Consider the following 14410-nt stretch of genomic DNA (forward strand, 5'->3'; position numbering starts at 1 on the left):
GCCATCCTCGATTCAAGGCCAGCCGATGATCGCCGTCGAAGAGCGCGATTCGATCGCGATCCTGACCCTCGACCGTGGCGGCGCGCGCAATGCGATCCCGGTTTCCGGGTGGGACGCACTGGCGGATCGGGTGGCGGCGATCGCGCAGAGCGACGTGTCCGCCGTGCTGCTCCGCTCGGCAATGCCGGGCGTATTTTCCGCCGGAGCGGATCTGACCGAATTTCCGTCGCTGATCGCCGAGCCTGTCGCCCGTGCGCGCTTTCGTACCGCGATGCACCGCGCGATCGAGGGGTTGGCCGGATTGCCGATGCCGGTGGTCGCGGCGGTGGATGGCGGCTGCTTCGGCGCTGCGGTCGCGCTGACGCTGGCATGCGATATTGTCGTCGCCGGCGGCGAGGCGGTGTTCGCGACGACGCCGGCGAAGCTCGGCATCGGCTATCCCGCCAGCGATGTGGCGCGGCTGCGCGCGCGGGTCGGTGCGGGGCAGGCCGCGACCATGTTGTTCACCGGCGGGCGGATCGACGCGACCGAGGCGGCGCGAATCGGGCTGGCGCATCACCTGGCGCCGCATGCGGAGGGCGCGGCGCACGACCTGACCCGCGCGATCGCCGCGAATGCGCCGGAGGCGGTGCGGCTGCTCAAGCGGATTTTGCGACACCCCGACGATGCGGACCACGACCGCGCGTTCGACGCCATGTTCGGCGAGGAGGCGTTCGCGGCGCGGCTCAATGCCTTTTTGAGCGGTGCGCGATGAGCCTGCGCCGAATCGATGGCGGGGGTGACGTGCTGATCCTGTGCGATCACGCGTCGAACAGGGTCCCTGACGATATCGATCTGGGGATCGAAACGGCGTTGCTCGACCGGCATATCGCGGTCGATCTGGGCGCTGCGGACGTGACTGCGGCGCTGGCCGGACTTCTGGACGCGCCCGCGATCCTCGCCGGCGTTTCGCGTCTGGTGATCGACCTCAACCGTGAACCGGACCATCCCGGGCTGATCCCGATCGCGAGCGACGGCCACGCGGTTCCCGGGAATGCCGGCGCATCGCGTGGCGACCGCATCGCCCGCTTCTATGCCCCCTACCACCATGCGATCGCGGCGCAGATCCGGGCGCGGCGGCCGGGCCTGGTGATCGCGGTCCACAGTTTCACGCCGCAGCTTGAGCAGGGACAGGCGACGGCGCGCCCGTGGCAGGTGGGGCTGCTCTACAATCGCGACGGGCGCGCCGCGCGGATCGCGATCGATGCGCTGCGCGATGCCGGCATCCGGACGGGGGACAATGAACCCTATTCCGGGCGGCAGCTGAACGTGACGATGAACCGGCATGCGGAAGCCAACGGCATCCCCTATCTCGCGTTCGAGATTCGCAACGACCTGATCGGCGAGCCGCTCGGAGTGGCGCATTGGGCGCAGCTATTGGCGCGAATAGCAAATGATGTGCGCAACAGACTTGCGCAGACACGGGCGGTGGCGACATAGGCGGTCGCGCCATGACAAATCGTTTCGACAAGTCCCGCCTGCCGTCGCGCCACGTGTCCGTCGGTCCCGAACGCGCCCCCCATCGCAGCTATTATTATGCGATGGGAATAGCGGAAGCGGATATCGCCAAGCCATTCGTCGCGCTTGCCAGCGCCGGCAATGACAGCGCGCCGTGCAATACGACGCTGGATATGCAGGCGGATGCCGCGCGCCGGGGGGTGATCGAAAATGGCGGCATGCCCCGCCGGTTCAACACGATCACCGTGACCGATGGCATCGCCATGGGGCATCAGGGCATGAAGTCCTCGCTGGTCAGCCGGGAGGTGATCGCCGATTCGGTCGAACTGTCGGTGCGTGGCCATTGTTACGATGCGCTGGTCGGCTTTGCCGGATGCGACAAGTCGCTCCCCGGCATGATGATGGCGATGCTGCGCCTCAATATCCCGTCGATCTTCGTCTATGGCGGGTCGATCCTGCCCGGTCGCTATGACGATCGCGACGTCACTGTCGTCGATGTGTTCGAAGTGGTGGGCAAGTTTGCCGCCGGAGCCTGCCCGATCAGCGAGGTGCATGCGCTGGAAAAGGTCGCCTGTCCCGGTCATGGCGCATGCGGCGGCCAGTTCACCGCCAACACCATGGCCTGTGTCGGCGAGGCGATCGGCCTGTCGCTGCCCAACAGCAATATGGTGCCGGCGCCCTATACCAGCCGCGAGCAGATCGCCGTTGCCGCGGGCTATCAGGTCATGGATCTGGTCGAGAGGAACATCCGCCCGCGCGACATCTGTACGCGGGAAGCGTTCATCAACGCCGCCCGGATCGTCGCGGCGACCGGGGGATCGACCAACGGCGCGCTGCACCTGCCCGCCATGGCGAATGAGGCGGGGATCGATTTCGATCTCTTCGATGTTGCAGAGATATTCAAATCAACGCCTTATATCGCAGACCTGAAGCCGGGTGGCAGATATGTCGCGAAGGATATGTACGAGGCCGGGGGCGTCTACATGCTGATGAAGACGATGCTGGCGAACGATCTGTTGCATGGCGATTGCATGACGGTGACCGGCAGGACGCTGGGCGAGAATATCGACCAGGTGACATGGAACCCGGACCAGAAGGTCATCTATGACGTGAAGACGCCGATCACCCCCACCGGCGGCGTCGTCGGATTGCGCGGATCGCTGGCGCCCGATGGCGCGATCGTGAAGGTGGCGGGCATGCACCGCTTGCAGTTCGAGGGGCCGGCGCGCTGTTTCGATTGCGAGGAGGATGCGTTTGCGGCGGTGGAGGCGCGGACGATCCGGGACGGCGAGGTGATCATCATCCGCTATGAGGGGCCAAAGGGTGGCCCCGGCATGCGCGAGATGCTGTCGACCACCGCCGCGCTCTATGGCCTGGGGCTGGGCGAAAAGGTTGCGCTGATCACCGATGGGCGGTTTTCCGGGGGGACGCGCGGTTTCTGCATCGGACATGTCGGCCCGGAGGCTGCCGAGGGTGGGCCGATCGCGCTGGTCGAGGATGGAGACACGATCCGCATCGATGCAGAGGCGGGAGCGATCGATCTGGACGTGGCGCCGGACGTGCTGGCTGCGCGCCGCGCCGCCTGGCAGGCGCGCGCCAATGATTATCAGTCCGGCGCGCTGTGGCGCTATGCGCAAAATGTGGGACCTGCGTATAAGGGGGCGGTAACGCATCCCGGGGCAAAGTCCGAAACCCATGTCTATGCGGATATCTGAAACCATTCTGGCCGGCATCGCGCTGCTGGCGCTTGCCGGCTGCGATCAGCGTCAGGTGAAGACCAAGGCCGAACAGGTCCAGATCAAGCGCGGTGAGGAGGCGCGCGCCGCGGCGGAGGGCCGGATCCCCTGTGCGGTTGGGGGGAAGGGCGCGTTCGATCTCGTCTGTACGATCGATCGCGCGCATACCCAGGACGGGCTGATCCTGACGATCCGGTATCCCGATGGCGGATTTCACCGTCTGCGCGTGACCACGGACGGACGCGGTGTGGTCGCCGCCGACGGTGCGCGCGAGGCGGTGGTCTCGGTCATCGACAAGGACGCGATCGAGGTCGCGATCGAGGACGCGCGCTATCGCCTGCCCGCGACGATCAAGGGCGGAAAATGAACGAGCGGCCCCCCGGGGCGCCGATCATCGACTGGACGGTCCGGCGCGACTGGACGGCGGCGGCGCGGGCGGATGGCACCTATTCCGACCTGATCGGGCAATTCGCCGTGACGATCGCGCGAGAGGCGATGCGATTCGCCCAGGATCCGGATATTCTCATCCTGATTTCGCCCTCAATGGGGGGCGACAGCGCGCTGGCGGCGGCCAGGCTGATGCGCGCGGCCGGCTATTCGCCCCGCATCGCGACCGATCGACGGTTCGTGCATCCCACGCCCGACGGACCCGAACTGGACGAATATCGGCGCGATCGTGTCCGCGCCTTCACGACGATGCTGGAAGCGTGCGGCGAGCGGATCGACATCCTGGAGGAAAGCGCGCCCGCGCCATTGTTGATCGATGCCTCGTTCACGCCGCTGGTCCCGTTCGGCACGCCATGGCGCCATGAGCACGCGTGGGGCGCACAGTGGCGGACATTTTACCGGGCGGCTTCGGTGCGGATCGCGATCGACAATCTCGCATTCGCGTCGCCCAATGGCGAGAGCATGTATCTGATCGAGGAGCATCCGGGCGCGACGATGACGATCGCGCTGGGCGCATTGGCGGCGCAACATGTCGTGTTGCCGGCAGCACCGCTGTGCGGGCGGATCGTGCTGGCGCCGGCCGATCCGCCGGTGGCGAGTGACTGGCGCGTCACCGCGCGGCCGCGGATCGATCCGCCGGCACCCGACGCACACAAATATTCGCGCGGCATGGTGGTGGTGGTCGGCGGTGAGATGCCGGGAGCGGCACGTCTGGCGGCGCGGGCGGCAGCAGCGTCGGGCGCCGGCTATGTGGTGCTGGCGGGCAAGGACGTCCATGCCGGGATCGATGCCATCGTTTCCCGGTCGGTCGAAACGCCCGGCGATCTTTCCGCGCTGCTCGATGACAGCCGGATCGGCGCGGTCGTGATCGGGCCGGGCCTGGGGAGATCCGACCGCGCGCGCGCGATGCTGGCGGCCGCACTGGCGTCCGACCGGCCGCTGGTGCTCGACGCGGATGCGCTGACGTTGCTCGGCAGGGAGAATGAGGGGCCGTTGAGGCGCCCGCCCGCGACATGGATCACGCCCCATTTCGGGGAGTGGGCGGCGTTGTCCGGCGACTCCTTTTTCGAATCCGGAAAGCTGGTCCAGACCGCCTGGTGGGCGGAAGAGGGATTCGGCATGATCTTCAAGGGCGCGGACACCGTGATCGGCACCCCGGCCGGGGCGGCGGTGCTCGATCGGCTGGGTCCATCCTGGCTCTCCACCGCGGGAACCGGGGATGTTCTGTCCGGGGTGCTCGCGGCGCGGCTTGCGGCGCGCCAGGGGGATTGGGCGTGCGGAGCCGAGGCGGTATGGCTGCACGCGCGTGCGGCGGAACTGGCGGGACCCGCCTTCACCGCCGATGAACTGATCGCATCGATCGGTGCCGCGATCGGGGAGTGTGTGTGAGCGACAGTGGATTGATCGTGGGCGTGGCCGCGCGGGGCGACGGGGTCACGGCGGATGGGCGGCACGTGCCGCTGGCCGCGCCGGGTGACGTGCTGCGCGCGGATGGAAGCGTGGTGCGCGGGCCGCATCACCAGCCGCCGCCGTGCCGTCATTTTCCCGACTGTGGCGGGTGCCAGCTTCAGCATCTCGACGATGCGAGCTACGCCGATTTCCTGACTGCGCGCGTTTCGGGTGCGCTGGCCGCGCAGGGGCTGGTGGCGCAGGTTCGTGCGCCGATCCTCTCTCCGCCACGCACGCGCCGTCGTGCCGCGCTGCATGCCGAACGGCGCGGGCGGCAGGTGCATCTGGGCTTTACCCAGGGGGGCAGCCATCGCCTGATCGACGTGCAGCAGTGCGAAATTCTCGACCCGGTGCTGTTTTCGCTGCTGCAACCGCTGCGCGGACTGCTCGCGGCGCATCTGCCGGCGAGCCGCCGGGTCAACCTGCACCTGACGCTGACCGATCAGGGGCCAGATATACTGGTGGAGCAGTTGAAGACCGACAGTCTGGATGCGGTGGAGGCCGTGTCGGCCTTTGCGCATCGGCACGGGCTGGCGCGGTTGTCGATCGACGACGGCATGGGCGCCGAAGCGCGGTGGGAACCAGAGCCGGTCACGGTCACGCTTGGCGGCGTCCCGGTGCCGTTTCCCGCAGGCGGGTTTCTTCAGGCGACGCCGGAGGGAGAGGCGGCGCTCGTCGCGGCGGTGCGGGAGGCGGTGGGCGGCGCAGCCACGATCGCCGATCTGTTCGCAGGGCTGGGAACCTTTGCGCTGGCGATGGACCCGGCCGCGAACGTCTATGCCGGCGAAGGCGCCCGCGATGCGATCCTGTCGCTCAAGAGCGCCGGCGGGCGGGCGCAACGGCGATTGTTCGCCGAGCATCGCGACCTGTTTCGCCGGCCGTTAACGGCGCGCGAACTCGACCTGTTCGAGGCCGCGATCCTCGATCCGCCACGCGCCGGCGCGAAGGAACAGGTGGCCGAGCTGGCGCAGGCAAAGACACCGGTAATCGCCTATGTATCGTGTAATCCCAGCACCTTCGCACGCGATGCGAAGACATTGTGTGAGAGCGGCTATCGCCTCGACTGGGTCCAGCCGGTGGGGCAGTTCCGCTGGTCCACCCATGTCGAGCTTGCCGCGCGGTTCAGCCGTCAGGGATAATCGGCGCGCACGAAATAGAGGCCGTCCGGCGGCGCGTTGAGGCCCAGCCGGCTGCGATCCGCGGCGTCGCGCGCGGCGCGCAGATCGTCCGCCTGCCACTGGCCGCGCCCGACCATCGCCAGACAGCCGACCATCGAGCGGACCTGGTGGTGCAGGAACGACCGGGCCGAGGCGTGGATCGCGATTTCGTCGCCGGTGCGCACGACGTCGAGCCGGTCGAGCGTCTTGACCGGACTGGCCGACTGGCAATGGGCGGAGCGAAAGGTCGTGAAGTCGTGTCGCCCGACAAGCAGTTGCGCGGCCTCATGCATCGCGTGCGCGTCGAGATCGGCCGGGATGCGCCATTTCAGCCCCTTTTCGAACGTGAGCGGCGCGCGACGGTTGACGATGCGATAGACATAATGGCGCGCCAGGCAGGAAAAGCGGGCGTGCCAGTCGCCGGCCACCGCTTCACAGGCGAGGATCGCGACCGGCACCGCGCGCAGATGCGCGTTCAGCGCCTCCATCAGCCGAAAGGGGGACAGGTCCTTCTCCACATCGGCATGGGCGCGCATGCCGAGCGCGTGGACGCCGGCATCGGTGCGTCCGGCGGCATGGACCAGCGCATCCTCCCCGGTGATGGCGTGCAGCGCGTCCTCGATCGCCTGTTGCACGCTGGGTCCATGGTCCTGATGCTGCCAGCCCATGAAGGGGCGGCCGTCAAATTCGATGGTGAACGCGAAGCGGGTCAAAGTTGCGTACCCGCCGGGATCGGAAAGCCGCGCAGAAGCTCCCTGCGGGTCATGACGCCGCGCCCGGCGCGCTGCACCGCGACCGGCCGGATCGCCCCGTCGCCACAGGCGATCGTCAGGTCGTCATCCTGTACCATGCCCGGCTCGCCGCCGGTGTAGTCGCCCAGCAGTTCGGCGTCGAGGATGCGAATGCGCTCGCCCGCGAACGCGATCCAGGCGCCTGGCGGGTTGAACGCCAGCACCTGTCGCCGGACGGCATCGCCCGGTTGCGCGAAATCGATCCGCGTTTCCGACTTGTCGATCTTTGCCGCATAGGTGACGCCGGTATCGGGCTGGGCCAGCGGCGGATACGCCGTCAGGTCGGCCAGTACCCGTACCATCAGCCCGGCGCCCATCGCCGCCAGTTCCGCCGTCAGCTCGCCCGCCGTCTTGCCGTCGGTGTGGGTCCGCCCCTCCAGCCGTACAGGCCCGGTGTCCAGCCCCGCCTCCATCTGCATGATGCCGACCCCGGTTTCGATGTCGCCGGCCAGGATTGCGCGCTGAATCGGCGCGGCGCCACGCCAGCGCGGAAGGAGCGACGCATGGACGTTGAGACAGCCGTGGCGCGGCGCCTCCAGCACCGATTGCGGAAGGATCAGGCCATAGGCGGCGACGACCGCGACATCCGCGTCGAGCGCCGCCAGCGCGGCGACGGCATCGGCATCGCGCCTGAACGACAATGGTGTGCGGACGTCGATACCCAATTCCGCCGCACGGGCATGAACGGGGGAGGGGGTCAGCGCCTTGCCGCGCCGCCCGCCGGGCCGTGGCGGCTGGCTGTATGCCGCCACGATATCATGTCCGGCTTCGACCAGCGCATTGAGGGTCGGCACCGCGAAATCGGGAGTACCCATGAAGATGATCCGCATGGGGCCGCCCTGTAGCGCCAATGCGGCGGGTTACGCCAGCCGCCCTCGATCTTCGCGCCTTCGGCGCTCTTGTCTCTCCGCCTGGAAGGGGGAGGCGGCGCAGCGCCGGACGGGTGAGGGTGGCTGGCGTTCGCGCTTTGTCTTGGCTATCGCGGACGCATGGCATCCACCGAGATCGAAACGCTGACCCAGGCGCTGTCGCGATTGCCCGGCCTGGGTCCGCGATCGGCGCGGCGGGCGGTGCTTCACCTGCTCAAGAAGCGGGAGACCGCGCTCGACCCCCTGCTGGCGGCGCTCAACGCGGTCAGCGCGCGGCTCGCGACCTGTTCGACATGCGGCAATGTCGATACGTCGGACCCGTGCGGCATCTGCACCGATCCGCGCCGTGACACGCGCCAGCTGTGCGTGGTGGAGGAGGTGGCGGACCTCTGGGCGCTGGAGCGATCACGACTGTTTCCGGGCCGGTTCCATGTGCTGGGCGGGCGCTTGTCGGCGCTTGATGGCGTGCGGCCCGAGGATCTGGCGATCGACGGGCTGGTCGCCCGGGTCGCGGGCGGAGGGATCGACGAAGTGGTGCTGGCGATGAACGCGACGCTGGAGGGCCAGACCACCGCCCATTATATCGCGGAGCGGATCGAGACCTATCCGGTGCGCGTCACGCAGCTTGCCCATGGCCTGCCGGTCGGGGGCGAACTCGATTATCTGGACGAGGGAACGCTGGCACAGGCATTGCGGGCGCGGCGACCGGTCGCCTGATCGGCTTGCGGGCGCGGGCAAGCGCGCCTAAATCGGCGGCATGGCTATTCTTCCCATCGTCGAAGTTCCCGATCCGCGGCTCAAGACCATTTCCACCCCGGTCGATGCCGTGGACGATGCGTTGCGCGCGCTGATCGCCGATATGTTCGAGACGATGTACGACGCGCCCGGCATCGGGCTGGCCGCGATCCAGGTCGGGGTGCCGAAGCGCGTCATCGTCATGGACTTGCAGGAGCAGGAGGATGAGGAGGGCAAGCCGATTCGCGAGCCGCGCGTGTTCATCAATCCCGAAATCCTCGACCCGGCGGACGAGATGAACACCTATACCGAGGGGTGCCTGTCGGTTCCCGATCAGTTCGCCGATGTCGATCGCCCCGCGACCTGTCGCGTCACCTGGCTGGACGAACATGGCGCGTCGCATGACGAGGTGTTCACCGGCCTGCTCGCGACCTGTATCCAGCATGAGATGGACCATCTGGAGGGGATCGTCTTCCTCGACCACCTGTCCCGGTTGAAGCGGCAGATGATCATGAAGAAGCTGGAAAAGGCGCGCAAGGTCGCGGCCTGAGGTCTGGCCGGCGCCACATATCCCTGACGGCCTGCAACGGTCTGCGTCAAGGCGACGCGTCGATCGGCATCCCCAGATCCGCGAACGCGTCGGCCAGCGCCTGCGCCGTTGTCAGCACGCCCTGAACGTCGCGCAGGCCGAGCAGGTCGCCGAGCAGCAGGGAAGCGCGCTGCGGATGGGCGATCGCGCAGTCGATCACGGCAAGCAGGGCGGCCTCTGGCGCAGTCATCCGCGTGCAGCACCACGGCGCGATCGGGATCGGGCCGCTCGCGATGCGCGACATGTCGGCCATCAGGGTGCGAAGCAGCACCAGCGGCCGACGGAAGCCCACGCCGAGCGCGCTGACGAATGCGTGCGCGGTCGCCGCGTCGTTCAGGCCGTTGGCGCCGATCTGGCGAATGCCGAACAGGACCAGGCGTGCGGCAGGGTCGCGTGGCTGGACATGCGGCAGGGGGTGGGTTGGTGCGGACGCGGGGACTTGCATGGGGCGACTCCGTTGCTGCCCCATGATTGTGCAAATTAGCTATTGATAGTCAATCGCAATAAAATCAGTCCGGCACTTCGCCGTTCGCGGCCAGTACCGCGCCCGCGAGGTAGAGCGAGCCGAGGATCAGGACGATCGGCGGGCGAGCGGTGGCGCCGGCGGCGATCTGCCCGATCGCGGATCGGACGTCCGTTGCCGGTGCGGCTTCCGGGATACCCATCGCGCGCGCAAGATCGACGATCGCGGCGGAATCGTGGTGTACATGTCCCGGCACCGGGACCGCGGTGAGCGACGTCGTGAGTGGCGCGAAGGGGGCGAGCAGGCCGGCAATATCCTTGTTCGCCAGCATGCCGAGGACGAGGTGGACGGGCCGGTCGCCCGTGATCCCCGCCAGCGCCGCGCTCACCGATCGCGCCGCCGCTTCATTATGCCCGCCATCCAGCCAGAGCTGGCTTCCTGCAGGAAGCATGTCGGTGAGCGGGCCGGGCGACAGCCGCTGCATCCGCGCCGGCCAGCGCGCGATGGCCGCCGCGGCCTCCAGCGCCTTATCGGGGAGGCGCAGCGCCCGCTGATGCCGCAGCGTGGCGATGGCGAGCGCGAAGTTCGCCGGCTGGTGCGGTCCGGCGAGCGCGGGGAGGGGAAGGGCGAGCGTACCGCGCGCGTCCCGATAGTGAAGTCGTCCCTCCGCGATCCCGAAATCCCATGCATCGCCGCGCGCCAGAACAGGGGCGCCCGCCGCATGTGCGACCTTCGCGATCCGGCTGGCGATGTCGGGTTCATAGGCCATGGTCACGAGGGGAACGCCCGGCTTTGCGATGCCGGCCTTTTCGCCCGCGATCGCTTCGGCCGTGTCGCCGAGAAACGCCTGATGATCGATGCCGAGTTGCGCGATCGCGCAGGCGGCCGGCGCGCGGATCACATTGGTCGCGTCCAGCCGCCCGCCCAGCCCCACCTCGATCACGCACGCGTCCGCAGGCGTGCGCGCAAAGGCGAGGAAGGCGGCCGCCGTCGTCACTTCGAAAAAGCTCGCGCCGATATCGCCGCCGATGTCCAGCACCTCCTCCAGCAGCGTGGCCAGCAGGCGATCGTCGATCAGATGGCCGGCCAGGCGAATCCGCTCGTTGAACCGGACCAGATGGGGGCTGGAATAGACGTGCGCGGTCAGCCCCGCCGCCTCGATCGCGGCGCGCAAAAAGGCGCAGGTCGATCCCTTTCCGTTGGTGCCGGCGACGTGAAGTACGGGCGGCAGGCGCAGATGCGGATCGCCCAGCCGCGCCAGCAACCGGGTGATGCGATCGAGCCCGAGCGTGTCGGCACCCGGACCGAGCGCCCAGAGGCGGTCGAGCTGACGCTGGACCGCGTCATCGGTCGAGGTGGCGTGATCGGGCATGGGGCGACGCTGGCCGGGCCGTTCGCTTATGCCGCGACGCGCTCTCCGTCGCCGACCAGCAGGCCGATCAGCTGACCGAGGGTTTCCCGCAACTCCTTGCGGTGGACCACCATGTCGATCAGGCCGTGATCGAGATAATATTCGCTGGTCTGGAAATCGTCGGGCAGCTTTTCGCGGATCGTGTTCTCGATCACGCGGCGACCGGTGAAGGCCAGCGTCGCCTTGGGTTCCGCGATCTGCACGTCGCCCAGCATCGCATAGGCCGCCATCACGCCGCCCGATGTAGGATCGGTAAGCACCACGATATAGGGAAGACCGGCGTCGCGGAGCATCGAAATGGCGACCGTCGTGCGGGGCATCTGCATCAGCGAGAGGATGCCTTCCTGCATGCGCGCCCCGCCCGAAGCGGTGAACACGACATAGGGCGCACGGGCGCCGATCGCCGCCTCGACCCCGGCGATGAACGCTTCGCCCACCGCCTGACCCATCGATCCGCCCATGAAGGCGAAATCCTGCACGCCGATCACCGCCCGGTGGCCCAGGATCGTGCCGCTCGCATTCTGGAACGCGTCCTGTTCGCCGGTGCTGGCCCGTGCCGCCTTCAGCCGGGCCGGATAGGGCTTCTGGTCCCTGAACTTCAGCGGATCCTCGGCCGCGCGCGGGGCGGGCAGAACCGTATACCCCGCGTCGAACAGCTGTTCGAACCGCACGTTCGCCCCGATCCGTTCATGATGGTCGCAGATCGGGCAGACATACTGGTTCTCCTCCAGCTCACGGGAGAAGACCATCTGTCCGCATCCCTTGCACTTGTGCCAGAGATTGTCGGGCGTCTCTCCCTTGTTGGGAATGACGAACGAGATCGCGTTGCGGACGCGGCTCAGCCAGCTCATGCAATTTCCTTTCGCGCGGCCTTCAACGCGGCCGACAGGGTTTCGATATAGGCGCGGACGGCGGCGGGCGCATCCTCGCCCTTCGCCGCGATGATGTCGATGATCGCCGAGCCGACAACGACCCCGTCGGCGACCCGGCCGATCGCCGCCGCCTGCTCGGGCGTGCGGACGCCGAAACCTACCGCGATGGGCAGGTCGGTCGCGGCCTTCAATCGGGCGACCGCCGCTTCGATACTGTCCTGTGCCGCCTGTTGCTTGCCGGTGATCCCGGCGACCGAGACATAATAGACGAAGCCCGACGCACCGCCCAGCACGGCAGGAAGGCGCGCGGCGTCGGTGGTCGGCGTGGCGAGGCGGATGACGCTGAGGCCGTGGGCGCCGAAGGGGGCGAGTTCGTCGGCTTCCTCCGGCGGGATATCGACGATGATCGCGCCATCGACGCCCGCGTCCGCCGCACTTTGCGCGAAGCCTTCGGGCGTCGGGCGGGTCATGGTGTTCGCATAGCCCATCAGCACGAGGGGCGTGTCAGGGTGGCGCGCGCGAAACGCACTGGCGATGGCGAGAACGTCGGCGGTCGTGGTGCCTTTGGCGAGACTACGCAGGTTCGCGGCCTGAATCGCCGGGCCGTCGGCCATCGGATCGGTAAAGGGCATCCCCAGCTCGATCACATCAGCCCCGCCCGCGACCAGCGCGTCGAGGATCGCGGCGGTATCTCCGTCGCCTGCGGTGACGAAGGTGACCAATGCGGCGCGGTGCTGCGCGGCGGTGGCGGCGAAAGTGGTGGAGAGGCGGGTCATGCCGTTTTCCGGTAGGCAGTTGAATAGAGGCTATAGGCCAACGCGAAGATCAGGGAGTGAATAACGGCGCCGGTCAAATCTCGCTCCAAGCCCGGAAAAACTGCCCAAGCCAGAAACCTCAATGCCATCGTGCCAAAGAAAATGAAAAGAGCTGGCTTCACCGCAAGCCAAGGCCGAAGTTTCACTTCGCCCTTTGAAATACGCCAGATGGCAGAGATCGTAAGAACGATAATGCCAAGCAGCATTGTCACCCCGAAGCCGATCATTACGATATTGGAGGCCTCGGCTCCGGCTGCGTAACGCAAGCCGGTTGCGGTCAACGCAAGGACAGTTGCTAAAGCAAGTAGCGACCAGCCGATACGCCTTACTAGCCTCATATCTCTGCCCCCATCGCCTGCGCGACGGTGTAGATGTCCTTGTCACCGCGGCCGGAGACGTTGACGAGGATGATCTGATCTTCCTGCATTTCCCGTGCCTTGACTTCAAGAGCTGCGAGCGCGTGCGAGCTTTCCAGGGCGGGAATGATGCCTTCGAGCTTGCAGCACAGCTGGAATGCGTCGAGCGCCTGCGTGTCGGTCACCGGCAGATACTCGACCCGGCCGCTTTCGTGGAGCCAGCTATGCTCCGGGCCGATGCCGGGATAGTCGAGGCCCGCCGAAATCGAATGCGCCTCGGTGATCTGGCCGTCTTCGTCCTGCAACAGATAGGTCTTGTTGCCGTGGAGGATGCCGGGGGCGCCGCCGGTGAGGCTGGCGGCGTGCTGCCCGGTCTCGACGCCATGGCCCGCCGCTTCGATCCCCAGCATCGCGACGTCGGGATCGTCCAGGAAGGGGTGGAACAGGCCGATCGCGTTGCTGCCCCCGCCGACCGCCGCGATCAGCAGGTCGGGCAGGCGCCCCTCCGCCTCCAGCATCTGGGCGCGGCTTTCGGTGCCGATGACGCTCTGAAAGTCGCGGACCAGTTCGGGATAGGGGTGCGGGCCGGCGGCGGTGCCGATGATGTAGAAGGTGTCGTGAACGGTCGCGACCCAGTCGCGCAGCGCCTCGTTCATCGCATCCTTCAGGCTCTGCGAGCCGCTGGTCACCGGGCGGACTTCGGCGCCGAGCAGCTTCATGCGGAACACGTTGGGCTGTTGCCGCTCGATATCCTTGGCGCCCATGAAGATGGTGCAGGGCAGGCCGAACCGCGCGCAGACGGTCGCGGTGGCGACGCCGTGCTGGCCCGCCCCGGTTTCGGCGATGATCCGCGTCTTGCCCATGCGGATGGCGAGCAGGATCTGGCCGATGCAATTGTTGATCTTGTGCGCGCCGGTGTGGTTGAGTTCCTCGCGCTTGAAATAGATTTTCGCGCCGCCGTAATGATCCGTCAGGCGTTCGGCGAAGTACATTGGCGAGGGGCGGCCGACATAATGCTTCATCAGGTCGTCGAACTGCGCCTGAAACGCCGGATCGGCTTTCGCGGCGCGATATTCGCGTTCCAGGTCGAGGATCAGCGGCATCAGCGTTTCGGCGACATAGCGGCCGCCAAACTGGCCGAAATGCCCACGCTCGTCGGGTTGGGCGCGGAGGGAGTTGGGGACGTTCATCGCCAGCGCACTTAGGCGCGCCGCGCGCGCGCG

The 14410-nt window shown here is 67.5% G+C and carries 16 protein-coding genes; 8 read left to right on the plus strand and 8 right to left on the minus strand.

Features of this window, described 5'->3' with window-relative positions:
* Positions 1-25 precede the first annotated feature (25 nt).
* From KF783_RS11665 to KF783_RS11690, 6 genes are read left to right on the plus strand one after another with little or no spacing between them, the layout of a single operon-like run.
* Complete coding sequence (locus tag KF783_RS11665) at positions 26-754, plus strand: enoyl-CoA hydratase/isomerase family protein (RefSeq protein ID WP_294079511.1); 729 nt, start codon at positions 26-28, stop codon at positions 752-754.
* Positions 751-1479, plus strand: a complete 729-nt coding sequence (locus KF783_RS11670) for an N-formylglutamate amidohydrolase (RefSeq protein WP_294079513.1) — start codon at positions 751-753, stop codon at positions 1477-1479. Before KF783_RS11665 ends, KF783_RS11670 begins: the two co-directional genes overlap by 4 nt.
* An 11-nt stretch (positions 1480-1490) precedes the next feature.
* Positions 1491-3212 carry a dihydroxy-acid dehydratase gene (gene ilvD / locus KF783_RS11675; RefSeq protein ID WP_294079515.1) on the plus strand — a complete coding sequence of 574 codons (1722 nt, stop codon included), beginning with the start codon at positions 1491-1493 and terminating at the stop codon, positions 3210-3212.
* Positions 3199-3600 carry a hypothetical protein gene (locus KF783_RS11680; RefSeq protein ID WP_294079517.1) on the plus strand — a complete coding sequence of 134 codons (402 nt, stop codon included), beginning with the start codon at positions 3199-3201 and terminating at the stop codon, positions 3598-3600. The genes ilvD and KF783_RS11680 overlap by 14 nt, the downstream gene beginning before the upstream one ends.
* Positions 3597-5069: an ADP/ATP-dependent (S)-NAD(P)H-hydrate dehydratase gene (locus KF783_RS11685; protein WP_294079519.1), complete on the plus strand. Its 1473-nt coding sequence runs from the start codon at positions 3597-3599 to the stop codon at positions 5067-5069. Before KF783_RS11680 ends, KF783_RS11685 begins: the two co-directional genes overlap by 4 nt.
* Positions 5066-6268, plus strand: a complete 1203-nt coding sequence (locus tag KF783_RS11690) for a class I SAM-dependent RNA methyltransferase (RefSeq protein WP_294079521.1) — start codon at positions 5066-5068, stop codon at positions 6266-6268. The genes KF783_RS11685 and KF783_RS11690 overlap by 4 nt, the downstream gene beginning before the upstream one ends.
* Here KF783_RS11690 and truA read toward each other — a convergent pair.
* A complete protein-coding gene (truA, locus tag KF783_RS11695; RefSeq protein ID WP_294079523.1) occupies positions 6259-6999 on the minus strand; it encodes a tRNA pseudouridine(38-40) synthase TruA in 741 nt (246 codons plus the stop codon). The two genes, KF783_RS11690 and truA, sit on opposite strands and share 10 nt — an antisense overlap.
* Positions 6996-7907 carry a methionyl-tRNA formyltransferase gene (gene fmt / locus KF783_RS11700; protein WP_294079525.1) on the minus strand — a complete coding sequence of 304 codons (912 nt, stop codon included), beginning with the start codon at positions 7905-7907 and terminating at the stop codon, positions 6996-6998. Before fmt ends, truA begins: the two co-directional genes overlap by 4 nt.
* Positions 7908-8066: 159 nt before the next feature.
* On the opposite strand from fmt, the gene recR reads away from it, so the two are divergent.
* Together recR and def are read left to right on the plus strand one after the other, a co-directional pair.
* On the plus strand, positions 8067-8663 hold the full coding sequence (gene recR / locus KF783_RS11705; protein ID WP_294079527.1) for a recombination mediator RecR: 597 nt from the start codon (positions 8067-8069) through the stop codon (positions 8661-8663).
* A gap of 40 nt (positions 8664-8703) precedes the next feature.
* Complete coding sequence (gene def, locus KF783_RS11710; RefSeq protein WP_294079529.1) at positions 8704-9231, plus strand: peptide deformylase; 528 nt, start codon at positions 8704-8706, stop codon at positions 9229-9231.
* Between the two features lie 46 nt (positions 9232-9277).
* On the opposite strand, the gene KF783_RS11715 is transcribed toward def, so the two are convergent.
* The 6 genes from KF783_RS11715 to trpB all read right to left on the minus strand — a co-directional run bounded on the left by KF783_RS11715 (position 9278) and on the right by trpB (position 14377).
* Positions 9278-9715, minus strand: a complete 438-nt coding sequence (locus KF783_RS11715; RefSeq protein ID WP_294079531.1) for a DUF6628 family protein — start codon at positions 9713-9715, stop codon at positions 9278-9280.
* 64 nt (positions 9716-9779) lie between these two features.
* On the minus strand, positions 9780-11105 hold the full coding sequence (locus KF783_RS11720) for a folylpolyglutamate synthase/dihydrofolate synthase family protein (protein WP_294079532.1): 1326 nt from the start codon (positions 11103-11105) through the stop codon (positions 9780-9782).
* 26 nt (positions 11106-11131) lie between these two features.
* Positions 11132-11995 carry an acetyl-CoA carboxylase, carboxyltransferase subunit beta gene (accD, locus tag KF783_RS11725; RefSeq protein WP_294079534.1) on the minus strand — a complete coding sequence of 288 codons (864 nt, stop codon included), beginning with the start codon at positions 11993-11995 and terminating at the stop codon, positions 11132-11134.
* Positions 11992-12792: a tryptophan synthase subunit alpha gene (gene trpA, locus KF783_RS11730; RefSeq protein ID WP_294079536.1), complete on the minus strand. Its 801-nt coding sequence runs from the start codon at positions 12790-12792 to the stop codon at positions 11992-11994. Before trpA ends, accD begins: the two co-directional genes overlap by 4 nt.
* Positions 12789-13097 (minus strand): hypothetical protein, encoded by a 309-nt coding sequence (locus tag KF783_RS11735; RefSeq protein ID WP_294079538.1) that lies wholly within the window; start codon positions 13095-13097, stop codon positions 12789-12791. The genes trpA and KF783_RS11735 overlap by 4 nt, the downstream gene beginning before the upstream one ends.
* 68 nt (positions 13098-13165) lie before the next feature.
* Positions 13166-14377, minus strand: coding sequence for a tryptophan synthase subunit beta (gene trpB, locus KF783_RS11740; protein WP_294079540.1), 1212 nt, complete (start codon positions 14375-14377; stop codon positions 13166-13168).
* Between the last annotated feature and the right edge of the window lie 33 nt (positions 14378-14410).

Source organism: Sphingomonas sp. (assembly GCF_019635455.1).
Taxonomy (GTDB): Bacteria; Pseudomonadota; Alphaproteobacteria; order Sphingomonadales; family Sphingomonadaceae; genus Sphingomonas.

Excerpts from the sequence above, each read along its gene's own strand:
- KF783_RS11685 (WP_294079519.1), top strand. The coding sequence starts at position 3,597 with ATGAACGAGCGGCCCCCCGGGGCGCCGATCATCGACTGGACGGTCCGG.
- ilvD (WP_294079515.1), top strand. The coding sequence starts at position 1,491 with ATGACAAATCGTTTCGACAAGTCCCGCCTGCCGTCGCGCCACGTGTCC.
- trpA (WP_294079536.1), bottom strand. The coding sequence starts at position 12,792 with ATGACCCGCCTCTCCACCACTTTCGCCGCCACCGCCGCGCAGCACCGC.
- KF783_RS11715 (WP_294079531.1), bottom strand. The coding sequence starts at position 9,715 with ATGCAAGTCCCCGCGTCCGCACCAACCCACCCCCTGCCGCATGTCCAG.
- KF783_RS11665 (WP_294079511.1), top strand. The coding sequence starts at position 26 with ATGATCGCCGTCGAAGAGCGCGATTCGATCGCGATCCTGACCCTCGAC.
- def (WP_294079529.1), top strand. The coding sequence starts at position 8,704 with ATGGCTATTCTTCCCATCGTCGAAGTTCCCGATCCGCGGCTCAAGACC.
- trpB (WP_294079540.1), bottom strand. The coding sequence starts at position 14,377 with ATGAACGTCCCCAACTCCCTCCGCGCCCAACCCGACGAGCGTGGGCAT.
- fmt (WP_294079525.1), bottom strand. The coding sequence starts at position 7,907 with ATGCGGATCATCTTCATGGGTACTCCCGATTTCGCGGTGCCGACCCTC.
- KF783_RS11720 (WP_294079532.1), bottom strand. The coding sequence starts at position 11,105 with ATGCCCGATCACGCCACCTCGACCGATGACGCGGTCCAGCGTCAGCTC.
- recR (WP_294079527.1), top strand. The coding sequence starts at position 8,067 with ATGGCATCCACCGAGATCGAAACGCTGACCCAGGCGCTGTCGCGATTG.
- KF783_RS11680 (WP_294079517.1), top strand. The coding sequence starts at position 3,199 with ATGCGGATATCTGAAACCATTCTGGCCGGCATCGCGCTGCTGGCGCTT.
- accD (WP_294079534.1), bottom strand. The coding sequence starts at position 11,995 with ATGAGCTGGCTGAGCCGCGTCCGCAACGCGATCTCGTTCGTCATTCCC.
- KF783_RS11670 (WP_294079513.1), top strand. The coding sequence starts at position 751 with ATGAGCCTGCGCCGAATCGATGGCGGGGGTGACGTGCTGATCCTGTGC.